This window comes from Arcobacter peruensis (assembly GCF_003711085.1).
GTDB classification, from domain to species: domain Bacteria; phylum Campylobacterota; class Campylobacteria; order Campylobacterales; family Arcobacteraceae; genus Poseidonibacter; species Poseidonibacter parvus.
In genome coordinates, this window is sequence record NZ_CP032363.1 from 1,213,013 (window position 1) to 1,238,150 (window position 25,138).

Below are 25,138 nucleotides of genomic sequence, written 5' to 3' on the forward strand. Positions count from 1 at the left end.
AAATTAATTTCTATTTATCTAATAAAACATCTGCTTTAGTTTTTAACTTTTTTTTATGTAAAAACTGTTTTTCCCGTTCTGTGAATTTTTCATTTGAAGAGAAAATATCTTTTTTCTCTTTCTCTTTTTCTTTTGTTTTTACTTCTTTCTTTTTAGATACTTTTTCTTTTTCATCTTCTTTATTAAACATCGTTAAAAGTAAATAAATAGAAAAAACTATATTAAATATTATAATAACCCATTTAGAAATCAATACTATTTCTAAAAACTCTAGCTTCTTTTTTAGTGTTAAATATTGAACAACATCAGCATATATTGAGTTTGCAAACAGTGCAATAATAAGAAGCAATACTATTAAAACTATTCTTTTTCTAAACTTGATTAAGTAGTACCAAAAAAGTGCAGATTTTACTTGTTTAAACATAATAGCCTACTATACAAAAAAGTTTAAACCTAAAGCAGCAAGTGCAACTACTAAAGATTTTGTCTTTAAATCATCAATTATTTTTCGCTCTTCATCAGCAATAATAACCTCTAACTGCTCATCATTATAATCATCAAATGTTTTATGGTTTTCCATTAATCTAGCTTTAGTAGCAAGAACTGCTTTTTCTCGTATTTTAGAATTTACAGCATCTTTTAATTTTTGGCTTTTTAGTTTTGGATAATCAAATGCTTTATTAGCATTTTCTTTTATAATTTGTTTCAAACTCATTTATTTTTCCAATTAATTTGTTTTCGTCATTATATCATTTCAGTATTAATGAAAGGATAACTCTTATTATAATAATTAAAATGTATTTTATTATTTTATAATAATTGATTAAGGAACTTACAACTATAATATTTGTGTTAAAAATAATTTTTAATAAATCATCACTAAGGATACAAATGTTTACAAAAACAATAAAATTATCATTAGCTGCAATTACTGCATTAATGTTATCAACTGCGCAAGACTCTCAAGCTAGAGAATTTGCTGATATATATACTGAATGTGGATTAGGTGCAATGATTGCACCAAGAAACGAAGCTGTAGCTGCTGTTACTAATGTTACTTGGGATTTAGGAACAACTGCAATTTCTTCAAATATCTCTTCTGAAGATACTTGTAAAGGTGGTCAAGCAAAAGTTGCATCGTTTATTAACGATAGTTATGAAAATATTGAAAAAGATTTAGCAAGTGGAAATGGTGAGTATTTAAATACACTTGCTTCACTAGCAAAAAAAGACACTCAATCAAATGAAGAGTTTATTTCTACATTAAGAGCAAACTTTTCATCAATTGTTGCTAGCAATGATTATAGTGAAATGACTACATACCAAAAATCACAAAAGTTATATAATACTATTTATTAGTAGCTTTTAATTAGTTAATATCTAGGTTTTACTAGATATTAGCTAGAATTATTTTATGACAAAAATCAAACTCTTATTCTTATTTCCTTTTTTTTATTATTACTGTTTTGCAAATAATATTACAATTAATCAAAATGAACTAAATTTAATTTCAAATGATAAAATGTGGCAAAAATTACTTCATATTAAAAATAAAAAAAGTGAAATAATATCTAATGACTTTTTTATAAGTAAAGAAAAAAATCATTTATATAAAAAAGAATTAATAGAAACAATCAATGCCTATACTTCAAATAATCTAAAAAAAGACAATACACATCCTTTATGTAAATACCCTGCAAGGTACCATTGGTTATCAAAAAAACTTGATTTTATTAATTATGAAGTTCCAAATTATTGTACTCATCTTAAGAAATGGTCTGTATATAAAAATACTCAATCAATATCATTAATGCTGGTTAGTGGATATTTAGGAAACCCTGCTTCAACATTTGGGCATTCTTTTATAAAACTAAATTCAAAAGAAGCACAAAATACAAATAATTTGTTTGATTTATCTCTAAATTTTGGTGCTTTAGTTCCTGATAATGAAGCAATAATAAAATATATATTCAAAGGAATTTTTGGTGGTTATGAAGCAGGTTTCTCAGATAAGTACTTTTATACTCAAGATTTAATATATTCGCATAATGAATTTAGAGATATTTGGGATTATGAATTAAATTTAAATACTTTTGAAAAACAATTAATAGTATTTCATTTGTGGGAAATTGTAGGTAAGAAATTTAAGTACTATTTCTTAGATAAAAACTGTGCCTATAGAGTAAGTGAAATAATAGAATTAATAAAAGAAGAACCAATAATCCAAAATGCTAAATATTGGTATGCTCCTGTTGAAACATTTCATAAATTAGAAGAAATAAATAAAAAGACACCTATTTTAAAAAAAGTTAAATATATTCCTTCTTCACAAAAAGTAATTTATACTAAATATTCAATGCTTGAAAAAATTGAGAAAAAATTTATTATAAAAGCAATTAAAACAAATTATAAAGATTTAGAGATTCACCTGCAAAAGTTAGAAAAAGATGAGCAAATAAATATTCTAGATTTTCTATTATCATATGAAAAATATCTTTTAATAAAAAATCCAGAAGTAAAAGATAAAAAAATATTAAAAAATAAACTTTTATATTTAAGATTATTACTTCCAATAAAAGAAAATAAAAAGATAAAAATTAAAGAAAAAAAATCACCAGCTATGGGAAATAAACCTATGATTTTAGGTTCGTCTTTTACAAGCTTATCAAAAATAGGTTCTTATCCTACTTTAGATTTTTCAATATTTGCAATTGAATCATTAGGTCAAAATAGTCTTAATTTCAATGAATTGATAGTAGGTAATACATCAATTGCTTATAAACCTAATTCTAAAGAGAATTTATTTATAAATGAATTCTCTTTAATAAAAATTAAAAAACTAAATAGAACAGCTTTAGATTGGGAAGAAAGTTTTAATCCATCGTGGAGACTTAATATAGGAAGTAAACTAATTGAAAAGAATTCTAAAACAACAAATGATATTTTTATAAATGCAGGAATAGGAAAAACATTTGAAATATCAGAAAATATAACTTCTTATTATATACTTGATGCAAGTGTACACTCAAAATTTCCATATATTACAGTTAAACCAAATATAAATTTTGATTTTGATTTTAATAAATTAAAAAATAGTTTGGAATTTGGATATGAAGTAAACCCTTATAATAAAAATACAAATGAATACTTAAAAGTTTCAGCACAATATAAAGTATTAGATAATTTTTCAATTGCCATCTCACATGAAAACAGTTCATATTCAAAATCAAATGTCAATCTAAAATGGTTTTTCTAATCATTCCTTTTTTATTTCATTAGCACTTTTTATAATATCAATTCCATACTTATCTCTTAGTTTTTGCATTTGATTTGTTAAAGCACTTTTTTTTGCATCACTTTCATGCTCAAAAAGATTATATGTATATTCATTTGCTCTTGCAAAGTTTGATACTGTAATATTAAGTTGCACAACTCCATGACTTGGATGATTATCGTTTTTTATAAAAAGTTCTTGCATATGATTTTTAAAGTCAAGTTCATTAAATACTGTATTCACATTTATATAATCTTTTGATTTTATATTTGATTCATATTTTATTTTTATTGCATAAGTTAAGGGGTTTTTTTTAGATTTTTTAACCAAAAAACATAGATAACGGGCAAGAATTACAACTCTTCTTTTTAACTCAAACCTATCATATATACAGTCAAAAGTTCGCCCTATTCCTATTGATTTTTTTTCTCTAAAAGTTGTTAATTTATTATCTCTTATTCCACAAACTCTATTGTAAAGCTCAATTCCTGGTTTTTTCCATGAATAAAAAAGCTTTTGATTACTTTTGATATCTCCAAGAGTTTTAATTCCATAACCTTTTAGTCTTTCTTGAAAACCTTTTCCAATTCCTGGAAACTCTGATATTGGAATATTCCGTATAAAGTTACCAATATTATCTTTGCTTACGTATTTAACACCATCTGGTTTTGCATATTCTGTGATTAATTTTGATAAAAATTTTGTATTTGCAATCCCTATTGAAATAGGAAGTCCTAACTCTTTTTGTATTTTATCTTTTAAATTATATGCAAATTGAACTACTTCATTTTCATCAATATAACCACTTAAATCTCCAAAAAATTCATCTATTGAAAACTGCTCAACCAGTGGAATTTCTTTTATTAAAAGCTCTTTTAATTTTTGTGATAAATCATGATACAAAGGATAGTTTGGTGAAAGCATCTTTAAATTTGGACATAATTTTAAGGCTTCATTTACACTCATTGCAGTTTTAACACCATAGGCTCTTGCTTCGTAAGAAGAAGTAGTTATTATTCCTCTTATTTTTCCATTTTCATCCACAAAGTATTCTTTAAAAGTTTTTTGTCCTTCATTTGTTAAAATTGAAGATACAAAAGCACCATCATTTGATGAGATTTTTCTTATTTCTTTTTTTGTTGAAAAAATATTTAAATTACTTCGTCCTCCAACAGCAACTGGAATATGAAATAAACTATCATCGATAGTTCTATGTGCAGATACAAAAAAACAATCTAAATCTAAATGAATAAACAATACACTCTCCTACTTTATAGCTTGTATTATATTCAAGATTTTTTGTTTTTAGTTTTTTTATTACAAAATGCAATAAATTATAAAAACTGTTTAAAAGAGTCTAAGAGACAGGCATTTCAATCGTAAATTTTGCGCCCACACAATCAATATCTTTATATGTAAAATTCTCATTACAAACACTGATTTCACCATTTAAATGATTCTTTACAATATCTTGACTCATATATAAACCTATTCCTGTACCTTGTGATTTATATTTTGTAGTAAAGTAAGGTTCAAAAATTCTATCTATAATATCTTCTTTGATTCCTTTTGCATTATCTAATATTTCAATATATATTGTTTTATTTTTTCTATAAGTACTAATAAAAACTAATCTTTTTTCTTCTTGATTTATTAGAAGCGCATCTCTTGCATTATTTATAACATTGATTAAAACTTGTATTAGTTCATTTTCTATTGAGGAAAGCTTTAAAGATTTTATATCTTGAATAATTTCTATATCTTTTGATATTAATTGTGCGTTTAATAATTTTAATGTTTTATTAAAGGTATCTAGAATATCAAATTCATTTATTTTATTATTATTAGGATTGAAAAAGCCTCTAAAGTCTTCAATTGTTTGAGAAAGATATTGAGCAGAATCGTTAATCATTGTTAAAGATTCAATTAATTGTTCATCACTTAAGATATTCATTTCTTTTTGTAATTTAGCACCAGTTGATGCAGTAGAAATTGTTGATAATGGTTGTCTCCACTGATGTGCTATATTTCCAAGCATCTCACCCATTGCAGCCATTTTACTTTGCTGTGATAGTAATTTATCTTTTTGTATTTTATCAAGTTCTAATTCTTTTATTTTAGTAATATCTTGAATAGTTCCAAACATTCTTAAAGGAATGTTCTTATCATCAAATATCATAACTCCTAATCCATGAACCCATTTTATTTCTTTTGTTTTTTGATTAATAACTCTATATTCTTTATCAAAATCAGTTTTATTTGCTACAATAGTTTTAAAATAATTTAACATCATTTCTTTATCATCTTCAAAAACAAGTTCAAGCCAAGTATCAAAACTTCTTTTAAACTCTTTATTTATACCCCAAATATCATCAAGTACAAAAGAAGAAGTAAAAACATTTTTTTCTATATCAAAATCATAGTGTCCAATTTTTGAAATTTTTTGGGCATTTAATAAGTCATTTTCTTGTTTTCTTATTTCTGTAATATCTTGTACAACTCCAAATAGCTTGACTACTGTATCATTTTCAACAATCGTATCACATATAACTAATAATATTCTAATTTCATTATCTTTTTTGATTCTATATTCAAATGTAACTGCTTTTTTATCTTCAAGACATTTACCAACAACTTTTCTATGAAAATCCAAATCTTCTTCTAGAACTAAAGATTCAATAAACTCTATATTTAAAGGAGTGCCTTTTTTTATTCCATATATCTCATAGTTAATATCTGACCAAATTGTGATATTCTTAATAGCATCCCATTCCCAAATACCAAGATGAGCAATATTTATTGCATTATCTAATTGTGCTTTTAACGTAATTAATTTTTCATTTTGAGTTTCTGAATCTTTTTTATACTTTAAAAACTTTTTTTCTAGCAGTTTAGTCACAAAATATGAGAAAAAAAGAAAGAAGAATATTGCAATTAACCCATAAAAAATAACCTCTTTTTTATATTTAGAATATCTTTCTTCTTCTATATTTTTCATATTTCTTATAAAATTATTTGCATTAGAAAGTTTAAAACTCGTCAATATAATCCATTGCCAATCATCTATTCTTTTTGAATACGTGATTTTTGTTTCTTTTGTTTCTTTATTTTCTAGTACTTTTGGCTTTATATAAAGATAATCTTCAATATCATCACCTTTTTCTGTAATTAATTTTTTAAACATATTACTTATATGAGAAAATCGTTTTTCATCAAAAATATTAGCATTAAGTACTTTTTTAGATGGATGATAAAGAATATCACCTTTAAAGTTAATAACAAAAGGATAAGCATCATTTTTATATTTTAAATTTGAAATATAATTTAACATCTTCTTTTTTAAAGAATTTTGGAAACTATCCTTAAATGTACCAGTAGTAATAATCAAATCATAAGGTTCAAAGCTTTTTACTATACCAATCTTTTCAAATTCTCTTGAATCAATATTTGGTTTAAGAGAGTACCAATTAAAGAAGCCTTCACCTTTTGTTTTAGCAATATTAATTGCTTTTTGTACAGAATAAGAGCCCTTTGCATCTTTTCTATTAAGAACACTTGTACCTTCATATTTTTTAATAATTGGATGAAGAATATTAATTCCTTCAATTGTATGAATAGAAAAGTAGCCATTTCCATTATCAAATCTTAAAGGATCAACTGCATCTTTTATTTGCTTGATTATTTCAGCTTTTGATTTTTTATCTTTATTCTTAATATATATATTTAGCATTAAATTATGTATGTTATTAATTCTATATTTTAGATCTTTTTGTAATTCTTTTTCAGATGTACTTTGTAGTAATTTGGCATAAGTATAAATAATATCAATATTAGATTTTATTCTTTTTTTTTCTGAAAACATAAATTGTTTTTCAATATTATTTTTTTGTTCTTGTATTTCTATTTTTTCTTCATTAATAAGTACTACAATTATAATAAAACTCATTAGCAATACTGTAAAAGCAGGAAATATTTTAATAATCAATAATAAACTTTTAACTTGATTTTCCATAATGAACACCTAACTTTATTATTACTTATTATAACTAACTTTAGTATAATTAAGTGATTATATAGCACAGAAAAGATAGTATTCAAGAAAAAGGATATAAAATAGCACCTTGTAAAAATTGTAAAAGAGAAATCGAAACTAAAAAAAGACAATGCCCTTATTGTGGGATATTAAACCCGACAGTAACATTAAAAGATATTTTTATTGCTTTAGCTATTGTTTTAGTTGTTATGGGAACTGTGACATATTTTATGCAATAAAAGAAAGTTTACTTTCTAATTACTGCATAAATAAAACCAAGAGCTAGACCAATAAAGTGTGCATACCAAGCAATTGGAAGTCCAATAAGTAGTGGTGCCACAGAGATTAGTAAAACCCAAGTAATTATTCCACTTCGTTGAGCTTTATCATAAAAAGCCACATAACCTAAGAGTGCACAAATAGCACCTGAAGCACCTACAAGATTTACATAATTATCTAAATAATAAATATAAGCAAAAGATAAAATTGATGTTAGTATTCCCGTAACTAAATAAAGTGTTACTAACTCTTTAGCTCCTCGTCCTCTTTCAATTAAATTACCAAATTGATATAAAACAAACATATTCATTCCCAAGTGAGCTATTCCTCCATGAGAGAACATAGATGATAAAGGTTGCCACCAAAAATCATAAACAGTAAAGTACATATTTAAACCTAAATATAAACCACCTTTTTCTATATTAATTTGAACTATATACATTAAAATTGTAATAATAATTAATATATTTGTAGCTGTGAAATCTTTTTTACTTATACTTTTTAGCATGATTTTTATATACCTTTATTGTGCAATCTATAATCGATTGTATCTCTTTTTTGTCATAAAACTTGAAGTCTTTTGAGAATGTAAAAATCTCAATAGAATTAGCTCTAAATGATGTTTTTATAGTTCCAGCTTTAAACTTAATTTGTTTTTTTAAATCAATCTTTTTTTCTTTATCATTTTCTATTATTTCATAATTTATCTTTAAAAACTTTTTTATATCTTTTTTAGCTTTGATATTTATAGCTTGTGTGAAAAAGGAGTCAAGCTCTTCTATTTGGATAAACTCTTCTATAATAGATTTTGAGTTTAAAGATTTAATATAGCCACCATCAAGTTTATAATAGCCTTTTGATAAAGCTAATAAGGAATTGTTTAAAAGTTTTTGATTAAATAGTTTTGAGCTTGAAGTTTCATCTTCACACTCTAAAGCACTTACATTTATTTTTTCTAAGTGCATTTTATCTTCGGTAGGATTACTTTTGTCATCTCGTATGAATTTCATATAAACAACTAAAGTAATTGTAATCATAATAATAGAAGCCAAAGTAAAAAAGTTGTTTATTATTGTACTTTGTCTTCTATTTTTTTTCATTAAATTCTCTTAAAGTAAAGCTTCTTTAAGAACATCATCTATTACATCTACTGGCTTAATTTCCATAGCTTTTTTAACTTCTTCAGGGATATCTTCTAAATCTCTTTCATAGTTTTTTCTAGGAATTAATGCTTTTGTCATCTTAGCTTTAAATGCAGCAATTAGTTTTTCTTTTAATCCACCAATTGGTAATACTTTACCAGAAAGAGAAAGCTCTCCTGTCATTGCAATATCAGATTGGATTTCACGTTGTGATAAAATTGAAGCAATTGTTAATGCCATTGTAATACCAGCACTTGGTCCATCTTTAGGAGTAGCACCTGCTGGAATATGTAAATGGATATCAAATCTTTTATAAACTTCACTAGCATCTACTTTAGTTTTATCTTCTTTTTCTTTTGCAGTTTTTGGAATAATTGAGTCATCAATTTTTAATGCTCCAGTATCTATTAAAACTTTCACAACAGAATAAGAAATTCTAGATGATTCTTTCATAACATCACCTAAGTTACCAGTTACAGAAAGAATACCTTTTCCTTTTAACTTAATCGCTTCACATTTTAAAACATCTCCACCAACAGCTGTCCATGCAAGTCCATTTGCAATTCCAATTGAGTTTTTCTTATCAGCAGGGTCAATTTCAAAAATTGGATGTTCTAAGTAATCTTTTAAATTCTTAGTAGAAATTGTAACTTTTGTAACCTTTTCATCTTCAACTATCTTTTTAACGGCTTTTCTAAATAGTTTAGAAAAAACTCGTCTTAGGTTTCTAACCCCTGCTTCTCTTGTATATTTAGAGATAATCATTTCAATAGTTGCTTTTGATAAAGATACTTCTGTTTTCTTTAATCCATGTTTTTCTAATTCTTGAGGAATTAGATAATCTTTTGCAATATGATATTTTTCATTTGGTGTATATGAAGAAATTTCAATAAATTCCATTCTATCTCTAAGAGGTGCTGGAATTCTTCTTGCATCATTTGCAGTTGATACAAAAATAGTTTGAGATAAGTCAATTGGGAAATTTAAATATAAATCTCTAAACTCATTGTTTTGTTCTGGATCTAAGATTTCTAACATTACAGCTGTTGGATCACCTCTGTGATTAGCTCCTAGTTTATCAATTTCATCTAAAACCATAACAGGGTTCATTGATTTTGCATCAACTAAACCTTTAACAAGTCGTCCTGGCATTGCTCCTACATAAGTTCTTCTATGTCCTCTTAACTCATTTACATCTTCCATTCCACCAAGTGCAATTCTTACAAGTGGTCTTTTAAGTGCTTTTGAAATTGAGTTTGCTAAAGATGTTTTACCAACACCTGGAGGTCCAACAAAACATAAAACTGTTCCTCTCGTTTTTAAGTTTTCAACTTTTCTTTTTTCAAGTAATTCTTTTACTGCAAAAAATTCAGAGATTCTCTCTTTTGCTTTAAATAATGAATAATGATCTTTATTTAACTGTTCTTCTACATTTGTAACAGAAATTTCTTCATCTGAATATTTACCAAATGGAATATCTAATACTTGCTCAATATATGTTTGTAAAAGTGAAGCATCAGGAGAATCTTGGTGCATTCTTCCTAATTTTTCAATTTGTTTTTTTACTTCTTTATAGCCATCTTTTGGCATATGTTTTTTTAGTTTTTTTAATTTCTTAGAATAAAGTTTTATTTCTTCATCTTTTTTATTATCCGTACCAAGCTCTTTATTTATAGCTTTGATTTGCTCTTTTAAGAAGTAGTCTTTATGAGTTTTTTCAATTTTTGAGTTTACTTTTTGAGTAATCTCTTTTTGTATTTTATAAGATTCAATCTCTTTTTTAACAACTTCTATAATATCTAATAATCTTTGTTCAATATCTGTTTGCGCAAATAAAGCGTAAGCTTCATCTTTTTTAACTTTTAAAACAGAAGAGATTAAATCAGCAATTCTAATTGCATCATCATTTTCTTCAATAGTTTTTATTAAATCTGCTGGAAATTTTGCATTTAATCTTGAAAGTTTTTTGATTTGTTCAATTAACACAGAAATTACAGATTTTGTACTTTCTTCATTGAATTCTTTATTTTCTAGAATATCAACATTTACAAAAAGAGGATTCTCTTCGTTAAACTCTTTGATACTTCCTTTTGCTAATCCTTGGAAAAGTACTTTTATTTTACCATCAGGTAGAGATACTTTTCTCATTATATTTCCAACAACACCAACATCATAAAAAGAATCTTTTTCTCTTTTGTCTTCATGTCCTTGTTTAGAAACTGCAACAATAACTAATTTGTTCTCTTCCATTGCACTTTCAACTGCTTTTATATTTTGTTCATTGCTTAAAAACAATGGTGCAATCATAAATGGATATAAAAATATTTCATCTTCTATTATTAAGGGTATATCTTGTGGGAAATTATCGTAATTTTCTAATTCCATGTGTTTTTGCTCCTAAAAATTTATTATATTTATTCAAAAATTGATCTGTAATATGGAACATCTACAGCTTCAATTTCTTTTGGGTTAACCCATGATTCTTTTACTTTTTTATTATAAAATTCTGCTGCTAATTTTTTATCTTTTTTCTCATAAAGCTTTGCAATTGATAAATCAAGTGAAGCTTTTGCCATATATAATCTTGCATTCATTGTATCAACTAAAGGCATATATGGTGAACGAGTGTATTTTGTTTTAAAATCTGCAATTTCTGTAATTGTATTTTCAATCAATTCTTGATTTCTTAATTGATAAGTAAATCCTAAAAAGTTTGCTTTAATTTTTAAATATCTTGCATAATCAATATTTTTACTAAGTGCGAATCTTTTGATGTATTCGTCTAAATAAAAGTTTGCAAGTGAATATTCTTCCTCATCAATATGACCATTTACTAAAATTAGTAAAGAAGTAGCAATTAAAGGTGAGTTTCTATGTTCACTCTCTAAAGACGTGTATGTATCATCTGCTTCATCAAGATTTCCATTTGCTATTTGTGTTAGCATTTTATTGTACCAATAAAGTGCTGGTTTATTGTACTCTGTAACTTCATTTTTGCTAGAACAAGCTGTAAAAACAAAAACTGATGCAAGCACTAAAAATAAACTTTTAATTTTTGAATTATTAATCATATAAATATCCTTTATTATTAAAGCCAATATTTTATCGAATACTTGCTTAGGAAATATCTGCTATAATTATTAAAAATAATTTAAAAGGCGATTTAATGAAACTTACTTTAATAGGTAATGGGATTATGGCTCAATCTTTAGCTAGAGGATTAGTTAAAAATCATGAAGTAGAAATGATAGGTAGAAATGAGAATACACTTAAAACAATACAAGAACAAATACCACAAATCACAATAAAAACACTTGATGATCAAGAAAATATTGAAGGTAAAAATATAATATTTTGTGTAAAACCTTATGCTTTAGGAAGTGTTTCTACAAGGCTAGTAGGTGAGTGTGATATTCTATTTTCAATTTTAGCTGGAACTAAACTATCATCATTAAAAAACCAAATAAAATCAAAATATTATGTAAGAACTATGCCAAATATCGCAGCATCAGTTCAAAACTCAATGACAACAATAACAGGTGATAATGAAGCTAAAAATATCGCACTTGATATTTTTTCATCAATTGGTAAAACATTATGGGTAAATACAGAAAATCAACTTGATATCGCTACTGCAATTGCTGGCTCTGGTCCTGCATATTTAGCTCTTGTGGCAGAAGCACTTACAGATGGTGCTGTAAATGCAGGCCTTGAAAGACATTTAAGTAAAGAGTTAGTTCAAGGTCTGTTTTCAGGAACTGCATCGTTATTAGAAAATTCTCACCCTGCAATTATTAAAGATTCTGTTATGAGTCCAGGAGGAACTACAGCTGCTGGGTATACTAAACTTGAAGAAGGAGCAGTTAGAGATTCAATGATAAAAGCTATTAATGCTGCTTATTCAAAAGCAGTTGAACTTGGTAAAAAATAGCTTCACACTATTTGAAACACTTTTAAGTATTACTATACTTTTTATCATAATAAGTGGGTTTTTAAACTCATCTTATTATGATGAAAAAGCTTTAGAAAATTCGATCAAACTTAACACTCTTGAAAATAAATTTAATACAAATGACTATTCAAGCTTTTCAAAAGATAATGAAGAAATTACAATTATCAAAAACCTTTCACAAAAAGAGAAAATAACAATAAGCAAATATAGTTTTGAAAATGAAGATATAAAGATTTTTAAATATGAAAAATAGTTTTACAATATTAGAAATTATTCTAAGTATTTTAATTTCATCTCTTGTAATTATTAATACAAGTTATTTTTCAAATGAGTTATTTCAAACAAACAAGAATATGCAAAAAGTCGAAGAATTAAAATTAGATTTACTCTCAACTAAGATATTTCTACAAAAAAACAATCAAAATTTAGAAAATACTCTTTCTTATTCAAATGATACTATTTATTTTAAAACTAATATTTTATTAAAAGATGTTAGTGATTTTACTATTTCAAAAAAAGAAAATTATTATGAAATCACACTTGAGTTAGAAGAAAAAATAAAAGAGAATTGGAAAATAAGATTATGAAAAAATCTTTTACTTTACTTATTACTATATTTCTTTTATCAATATTTTCATATTTAGCTATTTCTATTTTAGAAACAAAGTCTTTAAGAAATACAAATTTACAAAGTCAATATTTATATTTACAAGCAAGTAATCATAAAGAATTTTTAAAACAGTATATTTATACTTTGCAATTAGATGAGTTAAAAAACTTAACACATTTAGAAATTGAAGATACTAATTTTGGAATTTATTCAATCATTAAAAAAGAATCAAACTCTTATGAAATAGATTTATTTGTAAAATCAAAAGAGTTTGATATATCTTTACATGAAAAGATATTTAGATAATTACATCTAATACTTTTTTTGCAAGATTTAAAGCTTTTGTTCTGTGTGAGAAATCTTTTTTTGCTTCATAACCAAGTTCTCCTAATGTTTTATCAAATCCATTAGCTATAAACATAGGATCATAACCAAAACCACCCTCACCTTTTTGTTCATTTATAACATTTCCATGCATCCATCCATGAACTGTATAAACTTCACCTTGATATACAATTGCAATACAAGCAGTATAAAAAGCAGGCGTTTTTTCTAAAGTTTTTAAATTCAAATTTTTGATTAATTTTGCATTATTTTCTTTATCACTTGCATTAACTCCTGCATATCTTGCTGAGTAAATTCCTGGCTCATTATTTAAAGCAGGAACTGTAATTCCTGAATCATCAGAAATTACTATGATATCACTAAATCCTTTTTCAAGTAGTTTGTCATATATAGTTTGAGCTTTTTTAATTGCATTACCTTTGAAACTGTTCTGATCTTCAATAATTTCAATATCACCTAGAATTTCTTTAAATGCTACAACTTCATCATTTGGCATTAATTTCTCAAATTCTTTTATTTTTCCTTTGTTTCCAGAAGCTAAAACTATTTTCACTCTTATCCTTTCAACCTATTATTATAATTAATTATATATAATCGCTCTAAATTATATTATATTTAGGATTACAGATGATTAAATCAGTTTTACCACTTAGTGCAATTATTGCTCTAAGATTTTTAGGTCTATTTTTAGTACTACCAGTTATTTCAGTATACGCTATAAATTTAGAAGGCTCTACAACTACTCTTGTAGGTATTGTTGTTGGAGGATATGCATTAACTCAAATGATTTTTCAAATTCCATTTGGAGTAATGAGTGATAAATTAGGAAGAAAAGGAACTATTATAACTGGTCTTTTACTCTTTGCGATTGGTTCACTTATTTGTGCAATATCAACAGATATTTATACATTATTGCTTGGAAGATTCTTGCAAGGTGCAGGAGCAATTGCAGCTGTAATTACTGCAATGATTTCTGATTTAGTAAAAGAAGAACAAAGACCAAAAGCAATGGCTACTATGGGTATGTTTATTGGTATTTCATTTGCTGTTTCTATGTTAGCAGGTCCGACTCTTGGTGCTGCTTTTGGGATTGAAGTATTATTTTATATTACAATGATTTTAGCACTTGCTTCAATTTTTGTAATTGTTAAATTAGTACCAAATCCTCCACAAATTACTCATACATACAATGGAAAAGCAAAGCTTTCTTCTGTTTTAGGAAATAAAAATTTAATCAAAATGAATATTACAAACTTTTTACAAAAAGGTTTAATGACATTTGCTTTTATGATCATTCCAATGGTTTTAATGAAAAACTACGAGTGGGTTTTATCTGACCTTTGGAAAGTTTATCTTCCTGCAATGATTTTTGGATTTATCGCTATGGCACCTGCTGCAATTATTGCAGAAAAGAAAGGTAAGTTCAAAGAGATTTTAGTAATTGGTATTGCATTATTTGCTATTTCTTACTTAATTATAGGGTTTTCTTCATCTACTTTAGTATTTATTATTGGTGTAGTTGTATTTTTTATTGGTTTCAATATGCACGAACCAATCATGCAATCACTTGCAACAAAATTTGCAAAAGTTCACCAAAGAGGATTAGTACTAGGAATCTTTAATTCATTTGGTTACTTAGGTACATTCCTAGGTGGACTTGTAGGTGGAATATTCTTTGAAAGTGCGGGAATGTCTTCTATAGTTATTGCAATAACTATTATTTGTATTTTATGGGCTATTTTAATTATTACTATGCCAAATCCTACAAAGAAAAAGTTTTTATATTTACCTTTAGATAAGTATGACTTAGAAAAAACTTCAGTATTAGAAAATAATGATGCTATTGATGAGTGGTACATAAACAACACTGAAAACATTATTGCAATCAAATATAATGATGATAAAATTAGTGAACATAAAATCAAAGGTTCATTAATATAACTTTTTAAATACCTAGTTTTAATCTTTACTATTATAAAATAAGAATAAAACTACAAGAGGAGAGAAATTGAAAAAAATATTATTTATATCTTTTTTGATTCTCTCTGCTATTACAATTTCTACAATTGCTTCAAAAACTTTTTTTATTTCAAACTCTAAACTAAATTCTATATCTAATAAATACGGTACAAAAGCTAAATCTCGTGTAGAGTTATGGGATACAATGCTTCAATCTTCAAAAAATGAAAAAATACTAAACAAATTAAAAAATGTTAATGATTTTTTTAATAAGATTAGATATAAAACAGATCAAAGACATTGGAAAAGAAAAGATTATTGGGCAACTCCGTTTGAGTTTATGGGTACAGCTGCTGGAGATTGTGAGGATTATGCAATCGCTAAATATTTTAGTCTTAGAAAAATCGGAGTTCCTGATAATAAACTTAGAATCACATATGTAAAATATAAAAGAGTAAGAAGTAAATTTGAACAAGCACATATGGTTTTAACATATACACACAAACCAGGTTCAACTCCAATTGTTTTAGATAATATTAATAAAAAATTAAAACTTGCAACAAAAAGAAAAGATTTAAAACCCGTATATAGTTTTAATGCAAGTGGTTTATGGCAAGCCAAAAACAAAGGTTCTGTAAGAGTAGGAACAAATAACCTTAGATCTTGGAAAGATTTAATGAGTAGAATTTAAAAGGAAATAAAATGTCTTTATCAAAACAACTTTATATAATAATTGCTTTCATATTTTTTATGATTTTTACTGGTAATTTTATTATTAGTGTTAAAAATACAAAAGAGTACTTAGAAATAGAATCTATAACTAAAGCACAGGATACTGCAACATCTTTAGGAATGGGTTTAAAATCATTATTAAAAGATAAACAAGACCCTGAGATTGAATCAATAATTACTGCAATTTCAAATAGAGGTTTTTATAAAGAAATAAGATTAGTTGATGCATCTTTTACAATAAGTGAAACACAACTAATTAGAAATAGCGTAGATTTAGATGATTCTTTATGGAAGATTTCAGATTTAACTATTGATAATTCTTTTGGAAAAATAGAGAAAATAACATCAGATAGTGAACTTTCTAAAGAGTTGTCTGAACTAGAGAATGAAGAGATAGATGAATCGCAAATTGATATAGAAGAAGATACATATTCTTATATTCCAAGTGCTGAATATACAAATGGAGGAAAAATTACATTTAATTTTACTGCAATTAATGAAAACGGTATGAAAGTTAATACAAGTTCAAAATTAACAATTCAAAAAGTTATAGCAAAAGCTACAAGAGCTGTAAAATTTGATTATGTACCTAATTGGTTTATTGATATGATTCCAATTAAACTTGAGGAAAAAAGTAGTGAAATTAGTGATGGATGGAAAACAACAGCAATTATTTATGTAAGTGCAAATCCAGGTGATGCTTATGCAAAATTATATCAACAAGCTAAAAGTGGAATAATATATTCAATTCTTGCTTTTTTATTTTCAATGTTAATTTTATTTATTTTTGTTCAATACTTACTAAAACCTTTAAAAAGAATAGAAAAACTTGCAAATAGTATTGCTGTTGGTAAATTTGGAATAATAGAAAAACTTCCATGGACAACAGAAATTAAAAATGTTGCAATTGCTATGAATGATATGTCTTCAAAAATTGAAGCTATTATAAATAAACTAAACAATAATTTAAAAAATAGTTCAGAAAAACTTTCAGTGGATGAGTTATGTGGACTAAGTTTAAAACAAAGTTTTGAAACTGATATGAAGAATATGTTTATTCACAAAAAAACAGGTTATGTTTTTGTAATTAAAATATTTGACTTAGCAACTTACGCAAAATCACATACAAATAAAGAAGTAAATGCTTTTATAAAAGAGTTTGGAAGTATTTTAAAGAATACTTCAATTAAAGATAAAAAAACTATTGCTTATAGATTTTTTGGTTCAGAATTTGCAGTGATTGGAGAAGGTTTTTCTTATGAAGATAGTATTAAATTCGCTAAATCTTTACAAGAAAGTTTAGGAAAATTAGCTCTTGAATTCGGGAAAAAAGAAATTGCTCATATAGGAGCAACACCTTTTAATCCAATAGGAACAACACCTGAAATGCTACAAGCTGCAAATGAAGCTTATCAAAAAGCAACACTAATTGGAGCAAATGAAGCTTATATTAGAGATTCAAATGATTTATCAAGAGATATGGAATCATGGAGAGATTTAATTTTTGATATTATTGATAACTCTAAATTTAATGTTAAATATATAGGGGATGCTACATTATTAAATCATTCAAATGAACTTGTTATGCAAGAAGCATTTACAAGTGCTTGTGATAAAGATGGAATGGATATCCCAATAGGAACATTTGTATCTATTGCAGAAAAATATGAAAAGATTATAGACTTAGATAAAAAAATTGTGTCTAATGTAATTAATCATATTTTAGAAAATAAAATAAATCATAATATTTCTATAAACCTTTCATTAGAATCTATTAACAATACTGCTTTTATTGCTTGGATAGCTCGTACAATTCAAAATAATAATAAAATTGCAAAGCAATTAGTATTTTCTATTACTGCATATGCAGTTGCTAAAGATATGGATAAATTCAAATTTTTTGCAGATGAAATACATAAATATGGTGCAAAGATAATTATAAAAAGATTTGAGAGTAAATTTATACCACTTGATAATATTAAAGATTTTAACCTTGATTATATAAGATTAGCAAGAGATTATACTTGTAATATCTGCAATGACAATTCTAAGCAAAATTTTGTTGAAGCAATTCAAGAGTTATCAACTTTATTGAATATAAAAGTTTTTGCAGAAAATGTAAAAGATGAAGAAGACTTAGACATTATTAAAAGTTTTAGCCTTTATGCAGCAAGTAGATAACTACTTGTTTTTTATATAATATTTTTGATTCTCTTCTTCAAGTTTAATATCAACTTCAAAAATCTCTGAAAGGTTTTTTGAAGTTAAAATATCCTTCTTTTCACCTTGTTTAAAAATCGTTCTATTATACATTAGAGCAATATGTGAAACTTCAGGAAAAATTTCTTCAATATGGTGAGTAACTAAAATAATTGATGCAGTTGAAGATAACTTTCTGATAAACTTAATAAAGCTATTTTGAGCTTTAATATCAAGTCCTACAGTTGGCTCATCTAAAATAAATGCTTTTGGTTCGTGAATTAAAGCTCGTCCAATAATACATCTTCTTAATTGTCCAGTACTCATTTGATGAACTTTTTTATCTTTAATTTGAGGAATTTCTAAAAAATCTAAAACTTCTAAAGCTTTTTTATGTTGTTCAATAGTGAAATCCTGATGCTTAAAAACCCCAATAGTACTAAAATAACCACTTAATATTACCTCATAAGCACTAAGAAAACTTCCATGCTTTTCAAAGTAATTATGTAAATCATTTGAAATGATTCCTAGATTCTTTTTTAAATCAAATATACTCCATCTGTCTTTTCCAAAGACTTCTTTTTTAAAAGGGTATTTAGTATTAGGGTATAAATCATTTGATATTAATTTTATTAAAGTTGATTTACCACTTCCGTTTGAGCCTAAAATTGTCCAATGCTCACCCTCTTTTATTTGTAGATTTATTTTTTCAAGTATTGGTGTTACTTCATAGCTTACATAAATATTTTCAAAATTTAGTATTGTAGTTTTTTCTTTCATTAACTCACCTTTTTATGTTTTATAAAAAAACATTTTTTTTTAATATTTTTAGAAATAAAATAGATATATCTTAAAATTTATTATTATAAAAAGATATCTAAAGATGCCTTTAAATTGGGCTTAAAATAATTTTCAAATAACTTAAGATTTTTTTCAGGTTTTTTCTTTTTTTTATAGTTTATAATATCGCATTAGAATAAGAAGAAAGTTTTCTGTATTTTCAGACACTCTATTTTGCATTTGGCCGTGCGTTAAAATTCAAGTATCTGAAATTTTTGTTGTACTCTGTTAAACTTGAGTACTTTTATACTAACAAATGAAACTTATACATAAGTTAAATTTAGTAAATATAGGAGTTTAAATGTTAAAAAAAATCTCACTTGCACTATTTGCTTTCGCAATATTATTAAGTGCAAATACTAAAAATATCGACAATATTGATTGTGATGAACAATTCGAATCTTGTATTATAAAGTGTGACAATACAAATAATGATGATTGTATAGAAAAATGTGAACAAGAATTAGACAAATGTCTATTTGAAAAAGAAACAAATCAAGAACAAGACCTTGAAGAAAATTCACAAGAAGATAATAATAACTTTAAGTAAATTTAGTTTATTTAACTTTTAGCCGTAAAACTTTCTTATTCTATATAATATAAAAAGGAAAGAACCAAAAAATGTTAGCTCAATTAGATTTATCTATCAAATATGAATTATTAAGTGCAAATATTGATGAAAATGATGTCCTGTACATTATGGATAGAGTTAAAAATAGATTAACTGAAGAAAATATTGATTATGAATTGCAAAAACTAGGCTATGAAAAGTATTTTACATCTGATTATAATGAGTGTGATGAATATGCATTTCTAGATATACAGTTTATTAAAAATAAAAGTGAAGTTATAAGAATTAAAAGGATTGAAGAATGAAAAAATTAACAAATAAAGATTTAGTGAATTTATACTATGAAGAATTATGGAATAAAAAAAACAAAGACTTTATTAACACTCTTTTTGATGATAATATTTCGTTTCATGGATCATTGGGTTTATCGGCTAATGGAAAAAAAGAGTTTGAAGTATACATGGATATGATTCATACTGCAATTCCTAACTTATTTCATAGTATTGTTGATATTGTTGTAGGTGAGGATACTATTGCAGTAAGAGCTTTATACACAGGAAAACATTCTGGAAAATTATTAGATTATGAAGCAACGAATAATAGACTTATTTATAATGGTGCAACATTTTTTAAATTCGAAGAAGGGAAAATAAAAAGTGTTTGGGTATTAGGTGATTTAAATACTCTTGTAAAACAATTAAAAAATGAACAATAATATTAATACTAAATTAAATCGATAGCTTCTAGACTATCGATTTAACTAATTTTTTCTTCAAAGCTTTTTATCGTATATTCTAACTCTGTGATTTTATTTTATTAAAATTTTCTTGATGTTCAATATTATTTAAAATAGATTCTTTTTTATTATCAAGAATTTTAAATAAATTACAGCTTTTTTCACTTATTATTAAGTAACAAATAATACTACCATTAAGCATTAAAAAAGTTATAACCCAACTTATAGGTTGTACTAAATCCCATCCTATTGTCCAAACAAGAACAATAAATAAAGTTTCTAAACCAATTAAAGTACAGAGTAATGTTGATTTATATAAACTATATTTTTTATTTGATTTGATTAAAATATCATTTTCTATTTGTTTTAGATACTTTAGCTTTCTTTTTTTATCTTCTAAAGATTCTTCAATCATATTATGTACTTCTTTAATTTTTTTATTTTATTCTATCAAAAAAAATTTAATTTAACTTATTGATATTATTTATTGCAAGTTAATAACTTCCACCAATAATATTAATACTACGTTAATAAAGATATATTATAATTCTTTGTATTAAATAAGGATTATAATGTTTGATAAAATTTTAAGATTTTTTGTAGAAAATTCAAGAGTTAATTATACTCTATTTATATTAGTATTTGCTATTGGACTTTGGTCTTATACAAAAACACCAAAAGAAATTTTTCCAAGTTTTGAACTTGATATGATTTCAATTAAAGGCTCTTATAGTGGAGCTTCAGTTGATATACTAGATAAAATGGCTGTTGTTGAAATTGAAGATAATGTAAAAAATATTGATAGTGTTGATACAATGTCAACAATCATAAGCCCAGGTTCATTTACTATTGTTTTAGAACTTAAAAAAGGTAAAAATAAATATAATGAAGCAGATAAAGTAAAAGATGCTATTGCACTTGTTCAATCTAACCTTCCTTCTGATATGGATGAGCCTACTGTAAATGTTTTAGATCGTTCAAGAGCACTTATAGATATTACACTTACATCAGAAAAATATTCGACAGATGATTTAAAACCCTTTGCAGATTCTATTAAAAGCCAAATTCTAGGAATTACTGGGATTAATGATGTTACGATATTTGGAGATTCAGATAAGTACTTTGAAGTCTTAATTGATGATAAAAAAATTGATGCATTAGGGCTTAATAAAAGTGAAGTATTCTCTGCAATTTCTACTTTATCATATATCTTTCCAGTTGGAAAAATTGAAGACCCTAAAAAGCATTACTATATTTCCACATACAATGGTGCTAAAAATGCAGTAGATTTTGGAAATACTTTAATCAAGGTTTCAAATACAAATATTTATGTAAAAGATATTGCACAAATCTCTAAAAAGTATGAAGACTCTTCAACTCTTTACTCTTTTAATGGACAAAATGCAATCTCTCTTGCAGTTGAACAGTCAGATACTGCTGATGCAATAGTACTTGCTCAGAAGATAAAAGATTTGCTTCCTTCAATAAACAAAAAGAACCCAGATATAACGACTACAATTGCTGATGATAATAGTGAAAGAATTACTGATAGGTTAAATATTGTTGTATCAAATATCTTATTAGGAATAATCTTAATTACTATTTTAGTAATGATTTTAATCAACTTTAGAATGTCTGCAATTATCGCACTTGGTATTCCAACATCTTTTGTAATTGCAGCTATTTATATGTACCTTAGTGGCTATTCTATAAATATGATTTCACTTGTTGGAGTTTTAATTGCAATTGGTATTGTTGTTGATGATGCTATTGTTGTAAGTGAAAATATCCAACAACATATCGAAGAAGGAATGGCTCCAAAAGATGCAGCAGTAAAAGGTGCTAGTGAAATGGTTAAGCCTGTAACTGTAGCATCACTTACAACACTATTTTCCTTTCTTCCTGTATTAATGATTAGTGGAACAATGGGTGAAGTTATGAAGCTTATACCAATTGCACTTAGTGCATTAGTTGTAGCTTCTCTTATTGAATCATTTATTTTCCTTCCAATTCATGCAGCACATGCTTTAAAAAATGGTGCAAAAGTTACCTCATGGGAAAAAGCTAATAAAGTTTATAATGCAATTATTCATTTCTTTATGAATTGGAAAAAAACATTCCTTATCATTTTTGTTATACTTGTGCCTTTTGCAACATATACAGCTATTAAAACATCTAAATTCCAAATGTTTCCAAAGTTTGATGCAACAGATGTAAAAATATCAATGAAAGCAGACGCAAATACAACACTTGAACAATCGTTTAAAATAGTGCAAGAAATTGAAAAAGATTTAATGCTACAAAAAGATGAATTCTTTATAAGAAGTATTGATTCAGTTGCAGGATATAGAAAAGATACAGGAAATAATACAGAAAGATTTCCTTATACTATGTATATGACAGTGGAACTACAAAAGCTAAAAGCTTCAAATCTCTTAGATAGATATGTTACTCCATATTTAAGTTTTTACTATGATGATGAAGGAAGAACAAGAACTTTAAAATCAAGACAGATTGCTACAAAATTAAAAAAGTTCTTAGATAAACAAAATTATAAAGAAAAATATCAACTTGAAGAAATAGGTGTATTAGAGCGTAAAGTTGGACCTATTAAAGCAGATGTAAAAATTGGTTTGGTTTCACATGATAATCAAAAAGTAATCAAAGCCATAGCAGATTTAACTGATGAGATTAATAAATTAGATGGTATAAAATCTGCATCAAACTCTTTAAAATTTGGTATTGATGAGATTAAATTAAAAGTGAATCAATATGGTGAATCTCATGGAGTTACTGAATCCTTTATAGGTTCATATCTTTCAAATCTTTACTTATTAAAGAAAAAAGGTGTTTCATTTGATGATAAAGAAATGCTTGATATTAAAATCAAATCTAAAAATAAAGATGATTTTGAAGCTTTTAAAAATACACAAATTCCTCTAAATGATGGTTCTTTTGTAGCCTTAGAGCAAGTTGTTGAACTGAATACAATAAGAGCTTTTGAGCAGCTTTTAAAAGACCAAGGTGAGAAAAACTTTTATTTCTTTGCAAATGTTGACCCTGATATTATAACTTCAACAGAAGTAATTGAAAAACTACAACCATTATTAAATCAAATAAAAGAAGATGGGATAAAACTTGTATTTAAAGGGGAAGCTCAAAAGAAAGAAGAATTAAAAAGAGATATGCTTCTAGCTTCTGCTCTTGCTATTATTTTAATCATGCTTTCTATGCTTTATTTATTTAATTCATTTAGAGAAACATTTATAGTTATGAGTATTATTCCCTTCTCTATTTTAGGAGTATTAATAGGACATAAAGTAATGGGACTTAACTTATCAATGCCTTCAATGATTGGAGCACTTGGACTTGCTGGAGTTGTTATTAATGATGGTATTATTATGATGACTTATCTTAAAAAAGCGAAAACGCTAGAAGAAATATTCCAAAAAGCTACGAAAAGATTTAGACCTATTATTATTACAACAATTACAACTTTAATTGGTATGAGTTCATTAATCTTCTTCCCAACAGGACAAGCAGTTATCTTCCAACCAATTGCAATTGCTTTAGGATTTGGACTTGCTTGGGGAACTATTCTAAACTTAGTTTATTTACCAGTTTTATATACAATCTCTCATAAACTAAGAAAATCATAAAAAAGTAAAGTAGAAATACTTTACTTTATAAGATAAAAATAAAGCTTTTAATAGCAGAAGTACTCATAGCATAAGGTTCAATATTTATTTTTCTTAAAGTATATTCTACATTTAAAAGTATTCTTGAAAATAAGATTTCAAAAGAAAAGTTTGAATGCTTATAAATACTCTCTTTATTAGCTTTAATATACTCTAAATTTTTTATAATATTTAAATCACTATCATCTTTTTTTAGAAGTTCTAATTGCCAATTATTTTGCCAGGTATTAAAAAGATATCTACCTTTATTATCTTTGTTAGTTCTAATTTTCCATCTTATAACTTGTAAATATTTATATAATTTTGACAATTCAATTTTATTATATTGAAAAGCTGTGAATTTATGATTTCCGCCTAAGTTGTAAGCTTTGTGTATTAATTTATAAAGTCCTAAAATTAAGAAATCATTTCTATTTTCTACTTGCTCATTCAAAAAAGCATAATGTAAATATTCATTATATGTTTGTAACTCTTTTCCATCTTGCAATATATTTATGTAGTCTTGATTTGTTTGAATTTGATGAAGAATATTTTTTGATAAAGACTTATTATATGAGCTTGGATTTCTTAAATCTAGTTTCTTTTTATATTTTAGTAAAGAAGTGATTGTTTCATTTTTATAGTTTGTAATTTCAGAAGCTGCATTACTTTGAGCAACACTTTTTATACTATCTTGGCTAAAACTACATCCATAAAAAAGAAGTACAAAGATAAGGGAAAAAGAATATTTTATTAGATTTCTTGCCATTTTGTACTCCTTTAAAAGAC

General features: G+C 25.7%; 25 protein-coding genes. 13 read left to right on the forward strand and 12 right to left on the reverse strand.

Features of this window, described 5'->3' with window-relative positions:
- Window positions 1-10 precede the first annotated feature (10 nt).
- Window positions 11-424, reverse strand: a complete 414-nt coding sequence (locus D3Z07_RS06225) for a hypothetical protein (protein WP_122893359.1) — start codon at window positions 422-424, stop codon at window positions 11-13.
- Window positions 425-433: 9 nt separating this feature from the next.
- Window positions 434-715, reverse strand: a complete 282-nt coding sequence (locus D3Z07_RS06230) for a hypothetical protein (protein ID WP_076084537.1) — start codon at window positions 713-715, stop codon at window positions 434-436.
- A 176-nt stretch (window positions 716-891) separates the two neighbouring features.
- Here D3Z07_RS06230 and D3Z07_RS06235 point away from each other — a divergent pair, with 176 nt between their 5' ends.
- Window positions 892-1,359, forward strand: a complete 468-nt coding sequence (locus D3Z07_RS06235) for a DUF3015 family protein (RefSeq protein ID WP_122893360.1) — start codon at window positions 892-894, stop codon at window positions 1,357-1,359.
- Between the two features lie 55 nt (window positions 1,360-1,414).
- Window positions 1,415-3,256, forward strand: a complete 1,842-nt coding sequence (locus D3Z07_RS06240) for an Lnb N-terminal periplasmic domain-containing protein (protein ID WP_122893361.1) — start codon at window positions 1,415-1,417, stop codon at window positions 3,254-3,256.
- Here the strand turns inward: D3Z07_RS06240 and D3Z07_RS06245 are convergent, their stop codons facing one another.
- The 6 genes from D3Z07_RS06245 to D3Z07_RS06270 all read right to left on the reverse strand — a co-directional run bounded on the left by D3Z07_RS06245 (window position 3,257) and on the right by D3Z07_RS06270 (window position 11,799).
- Window positions 3,257-4,531, reverse strand: coding sequence for a Y-family DNA polymerase (locus D3Z07_RS06245; RefSeq protein ID WP_122893362.1), 1,275 nt, complete (start codon window positions 4,529-4,531; stop codon window positions 3,257-3,259).
- Window positions 4,532-4,631: 100 nt separating this feature from the next.
- Window positions 4,632-7,286 carry a cache domain-containing protein gene (locus D3Z07_RS06250; RefSeq protein WP_122893363.1) on the reverse strand — a complete coding sequence of 885 codons (2,655 nt, stop codon included), beginning with the start codon at window positions 7,284-7,286 and terminating at the stop codon, window positions 4,632-4,634.
- A gap of 268 nt (window positions 7,287-7,554) precedes the next feature.
- Window positions 7,555-8,094 (reverse strand): rhomboid family intramembrane serine protease, encoded by a 540-nt coding sequence (locus tag D3Z07_RS06255; protein WP_076084522.1) that lies wholly within the window; start codon window positions 8,092-8,094, stop codon window positions 7,555-7,557.
- Window positions 8,075-8,686, reverse strand: a complete 612-nt coding sequence (locus D3Z07_RS06260; RefSeq protein ID WP_122893364.1) for a hypothetical protein — start codon at window positions 8,684-8,686, stop codon at window positions 8,075-8,077. The genes D3Z07_RS06255 and D3Z07_RS06260 overlap by 20 nt, the downstream gene beginning before the upstream one ends.
- A 9-nt stretch (window positions 8,687-8,695) precedes the next feature.
- Window positions 8,696-11,113, reverse strand: a complete 2,418-nt coding sequence (lon, locus tag D3Z07_RS06265) for an endopeptidase La (protein WP_122893365.1) — start codon at window positions 11,111-11,113, stop codon at window positions 8,696-8,698.
- 29 nt (window positions 11,114-11,142) lie between these two features.
- Window positions 11,143-11,799 carry an outer membrane protein assembly factor BamD gene (locus tag D3Z07_RS06270; protein WP_122893366.1) on the reverse strand — a complete coding sequence of 219 codons (657 nt, stop codon included), beginning with the start codon at window positions 11,797-11,799 and terminating at the stop codon, window positions 11,143-11,145.
- A 95-nt stretch (window positions 11,800-11,894) separates the two neighbouring features.
- On the opposite strand from D3Z07_RS06270, the gene D3Z07_RS06275 reads away from it, so the two are divergent.
- The 4 genes from D3Z07_RS06275 to D3Z07_RS06290 are packed head-to-tail and all read left to right on the forward strand — an operon-like array spanning window position 11,895 to window position 13,596.
- Window positions 11,895-12,659 (forward strand): pyrroline-5-carboxylate reductase, encoded by a 765-nt coding sequence (locus tag D3Z07_RS06275; RefSeq protein ID WP_076084510.1) that lies wholly within the window; start codon window positions 11,895-11,897, stop codon window positions 12,657-12,659.
- Window positions 12,646-12,933, forward strand: coding sequence for a hypothetical protein (locus tag D3Z07_RS06280; RefSeq protein WP_076084507.1), 288 nt, complete (start codon window positions 12,646-12,648; stop codon window positions 12,931-12,933). Before D3Z07_RS06275 ends, D3Z07_RS06280 begins: the two co-directional genes overlap by 14 nt.
- Entirely contained in the window at window positions 12,923-13,267 is a 345-nt protein-coding gene (locus D3Z07_RS06285; RefSeq protein ID WP_076084504.1) for a hypothetical protein, read from the forward strand. Before D3Z07_RS06280 ends, D3Z07_RS06285 begins: the two co-directional genes overlap by 11 nt.
- Window positions 13,264-13,596, forward strand: a complete 333-nt coding sequence (locus tag D3Z07_RS06290) for a hypothetical protein (RefSeq protein ID WP_076084501.1) — start codon at window positions 13,264-13,266, stop codon at window positions 13,594-13,596. The genes D3Z07_RS06285 and D3Z07_RS06290 overlap by 4 nt, the downstream gene beginning before the upstream one ends.
- On the opposite strand, the gene D3Z07_RS06295 is transcribed toward D3Z07_RS06290, so the two are convergent.
- Window positions 13,589-14,188 carry a non-canonical purine NTP pyrophosphatase gene (locus tag D3Z07_RS06295; protein WP_076084498.1) on the reverse strand — a complete coding sequence of 200 codons (600 nt, stop codon included), beginning with the start codon at window positions 14,186-14,188 and terminating at the stop codon, window positions 13,589-13,591. The two genes, D3Z07_RS06290 and D3Z07_RS06295, sit on opposite strands and share 8 nt — an antisense overlap.
- A 74-nt stretch (window positions 14,189-14,262) precedes the next feature.
- On the opposite strand from D3Z07_RS06295, the gene D3Z07_RS06300 reads away from it, so the two are divergent.
- The 3 genes from D3Z07_RS06300 (at window position 14,263) to D3Z07_RS06310 (ending at window position 18,507) form a co-directional block, all read left to right on the forward strand.
- On the forward strand, window positions 14,263-15,576 hold the full coding sequence (locus tag D3Z07_RS06300; protein WP_076084495.1) for an MFS transporter: 1,314 nt from the start codon (window positions 14,263-14,265) through the stop codon (window positions 15,574-15,576).
- Window positions 15,577-15,643: 67 nt separating this feature from the next.
- On the forward strand, window positions 15,644-16,285 hold the full coding sequence (locus D3Z07_RS06305; RefSeq protein ID WP_076084492.1) for a transglutaminase-like cysteine peptidase: 642 nt from the start codon (window positions 15,644-15,646) through the stop codon (window positions 16,283-16,285).
- 11 nt (window positions 16,286-16,296) lie between these two features.
- Complete coding sequence (locus D3Z07_RS06310) at window positions 16,297-18,507, forward strand: EAL domain-containing protein (RefSeq protein WP_122893367.1); 2,211 nt, start codon at window positions 16,297-16,299, stop codon at window positions 18,505-18,507.
- Here the strand turns inward: D3Z07_RS06310 and D3Z07_RS06315 are convergent, their stop codons facing one another.
- Window positions 18,508-19,305, reverse strand: coding sequence for an ABC transporter ATP-binding protein (locus tag D3Z07_RS06315; protein ID WP_076084486.1), 798 nt, complete (start codon window positions 19,303-19,305; stop codon window positions 18,508-18,510). It lies immediately after the preceding gene.
- Between the two features lie 361 nt (window positions 19,306-19,666).
- Here D3Z07_RS06315 and D3Z07_RS06320 point away from each other — a divergent pair, with 361 nt between their 5' ends.
- The 3 genes from D3Z07_RS06320 to D3Z07_RS06330 all read left to right on the forward strand — a co-directional run bounded on the left by D3Z07_RS06320 (window position 19,667) and on the right by D3Z07_RS06330 (window position 20,651).
- Window positions 19,667-19,915 carry a hypothetical protein gene (locus D3Z07_RS06320; RefSeq protein WP_076084483.1) on the forward strand — a complete coding sequence of 83 codons (249 nt, stop codon included), beginning with the start codon at window positions 19,667-19,669 and terminating at the stop codon, window positions 19,913-19,915.
- Window positions 19,916-19,986: 71 nt separating this feature from the next.
- On the forward strand, window positions 19,987-20,241 hold the full coding sequence (locus D3Z07_RS06325) for a hypothetical protein (RefSeq protein WP_076084481.1): 255 nt from the start codon (window positions 19,987-19,989) through the stop codon (window positions 20,239-20,241).
- Window positions 20,238-20,651 (forward strand): ester cyclase, encoded by a 414-nt coding sequence (locus D3Z07_RS06330; RefSeq protein WP_076084479.1) that lies wholly within the window; start codon window positions 20,238-20,240, stop codon window positions 20,649-20,651. The genes D3Z07_RS06325 and D3Z07_RS06330 overlap by 4 nt, the downstream gene beginning before the upstream one ends.
- 79 nt (window positions 20,652-20,730) lie before the next feature.
- Here D3Z07_RS06330 and D3Z07_RS06335 read toward each other — a convergent pair whose 3' ends face one another.
- A complete protein-coding gene (locus D3Z07_RS06335) occupies window positions 20,731-21,087 on the reverse strand; it encodes a hypothetical protein (RefSeq protein WP_076084477.1) in 357 nt (118 codons plus the stop codon).
- A gap of 157 nt (window positions 21,088-21,244) precedes the next feature.
- Here D3Z07_RS06335 and D3Z07_RS06340 point away from each other — a divergent pair, with 157 nt between their 5' ends.
- Window positions 21,245-24,331, forward strand: a complete 3,087-nt coding sequence (locus D3Z07_RS06340) for an efflux RND transporter permease subunit (protein ID WP_076084475.1) — start codon at window positions 21,245-21,247, stop codon at window positions 24,329-24,331.
- A 25-nt stretch (window positions 24,332-24,356) separates the two neighbouring features.
- Here the strand turns inward: D3Z07_RS06340 and D3Z07_RS06345 are convergent, their stop codons facing one another.
- Window positions 24,357-25,118, reverse strand: coding sequence for a hypothetical protein (locus tag D3Z07_RS06345; protein WP_076084473.1), 762 nt, complete (start codon window positions 25,116-25,118; stop codon window positions 24,357-24,359).
- Window positions 25,119-25,138: the final 20 nt, after the last annotated feature.

Excerpts from the sequence above, each read along its gene's own strand:
- D3Z07_RS06225 (WP_122893359.1), bottom strand. The coding sequence starts at position 424 with ATGTTTAAACAAGTAAAATCTGCACTTTTTTGGTACTACTTAATCAAG.
- D3Z07_RS06230 (WP_076084537.1), bottom strand. The coding sequence starts at position 715 with ATGAGTTTGAAACAAATTATAAAAGAAAATGCTAATAAAGCATTTGAT.
- D3Z07_RS06235 (WP_122893360.1), top strand. The coding sequence starts at position 892 with ATGTTTACAAAAACAATAAAATTATCATTAGCTGCAATTACTGCATTA.
- D3Z07_RS06240 (WP_122893361.1), top strand. The coding sequence starts at position 1,415 with ATGACAAAAATCAAACTCTTATTCTTATTTCCTTTTTTTTATTATTAC.
- D3Z07_RS06250 (WP_122893363.1), bottom strand. The coding sequence starts at position 7,286 with ATGGAAAATCAAGTTAAAAGTTTATTATTGATTATTAAAATATTTCCT.
- D3Z07_RS06255 (WP_076084522.1), bottom strand. The coding sequence starts at position 8,094 with ATGCTAAAAAGTATAAGTAAAAAAGATTTCACAGCTACAAATATATTA.
- D3Z07_RS06260 (WP_122893364.1), bottom strand. The coding sequence starts at position 8,686 with ATGAAAAAAAATAGAAGACAAAGTACAATAATAAACAACTTTTTTACT.
- lon (WP_122893365.1), bottom strand. The coding sequence starts at position 11,113 with ATGGAATTAGAAAATTACGATAATTTCCCACAAGATATACCCTTAATA.
- D3Z07_RS06270 (WP_122893366.1), bottom strand. The coding sequence starts at position 11,799 with ATGATTAATAATTCAAAAATTAAAAGTTTATTTTTAGTGCTTGCATCA.
- D3Z07_RS06275 (WP_076084510.1), top strand. The coding sequence starts at position 11,895 with ATGAAACTTACTTTAATAGGTAATGGGATTATGGCTCAATCTTTAGCT.
- D3Z07_RS06285 (WP_076084504.1), top strand. The coding sequence starts at position 12,923 with ATGAAAAATAGTTTTACAATATTAGAAATTATTCTAAGTATTTTAATT.
- D3Z07_RS06290 (WP_076084501.1), top strand. The coding sequence starts at position 13,264 with ATGAAAAAATCTTTTACTTTACTTATTACTATATTTCTTTTATCAATA.
- D3Z07_RS06300 (WP_076084495.1), top strand. The coding sequence starts at position 14,263 with ATGATTAAATCAGTTTTACCACTTAGTGCAATTATTGCTCTAAGATTT.
- D3Z07_RS06310 (WP_122893367.1), top strand. The coding sequence starts at position 16,297 with ATGTCTTTATCAAAACAACTTTATATAATAATTGCTTTCATATTTTTT.
- D3Z07_RS06315 (WP_076084486.1), bottom strand. The coding sequence starts at position 19,305 with ATGAAAGAAAAAACTACAATACTAAATTTTGAAAATATTTATGTAAGC.
- D3Z07_RS06320 (WP_076084483.1), top strand. The coding sequence starts at position 19,667 with ATGTTAAAAAAAATCTCACTTGCACTATTTGCTTTCGCAATATTATTA.
- D3Z07_RS06325 (WP_076084481.1), top strand. The coding sequence starts at position 19,987 with ATGTTAGCTCAATTAGATTTATCTATCAAATATGAATTATTAAGTGCA.
- D3Z07_RS06330 (WP_076084479.1), top strand. The coding sequence starts at position 20,238 with ATGAAAAAATTAACAAATAAAGATTTAGTGAATTTATACTATGAAGAA.
- D3Z07_RS06335 (WP_076084477.1), bottom strand. The coding sequence starts at position 21,087 with ATGATTGAAGAATCTTTAGAAGATAAAAAAAGAAAGCTAAAGTATCTA.
- D3Z07_RS06340 (WP_076084475.1), top strand. The coding sequence starts at position 21,245 with ATGTTTGATAAAATTTTAAGATTTTTTGTAGAAAATTCAAGAGTTAAT.
- D3Z07_RS06345 (WP_076084473.1), bottom strand. The coding sequence starts at position 25,118 with ATGGCAAGAAATCTAATAAAATATTCTTTTTCCCTTATCTTTGTACTT.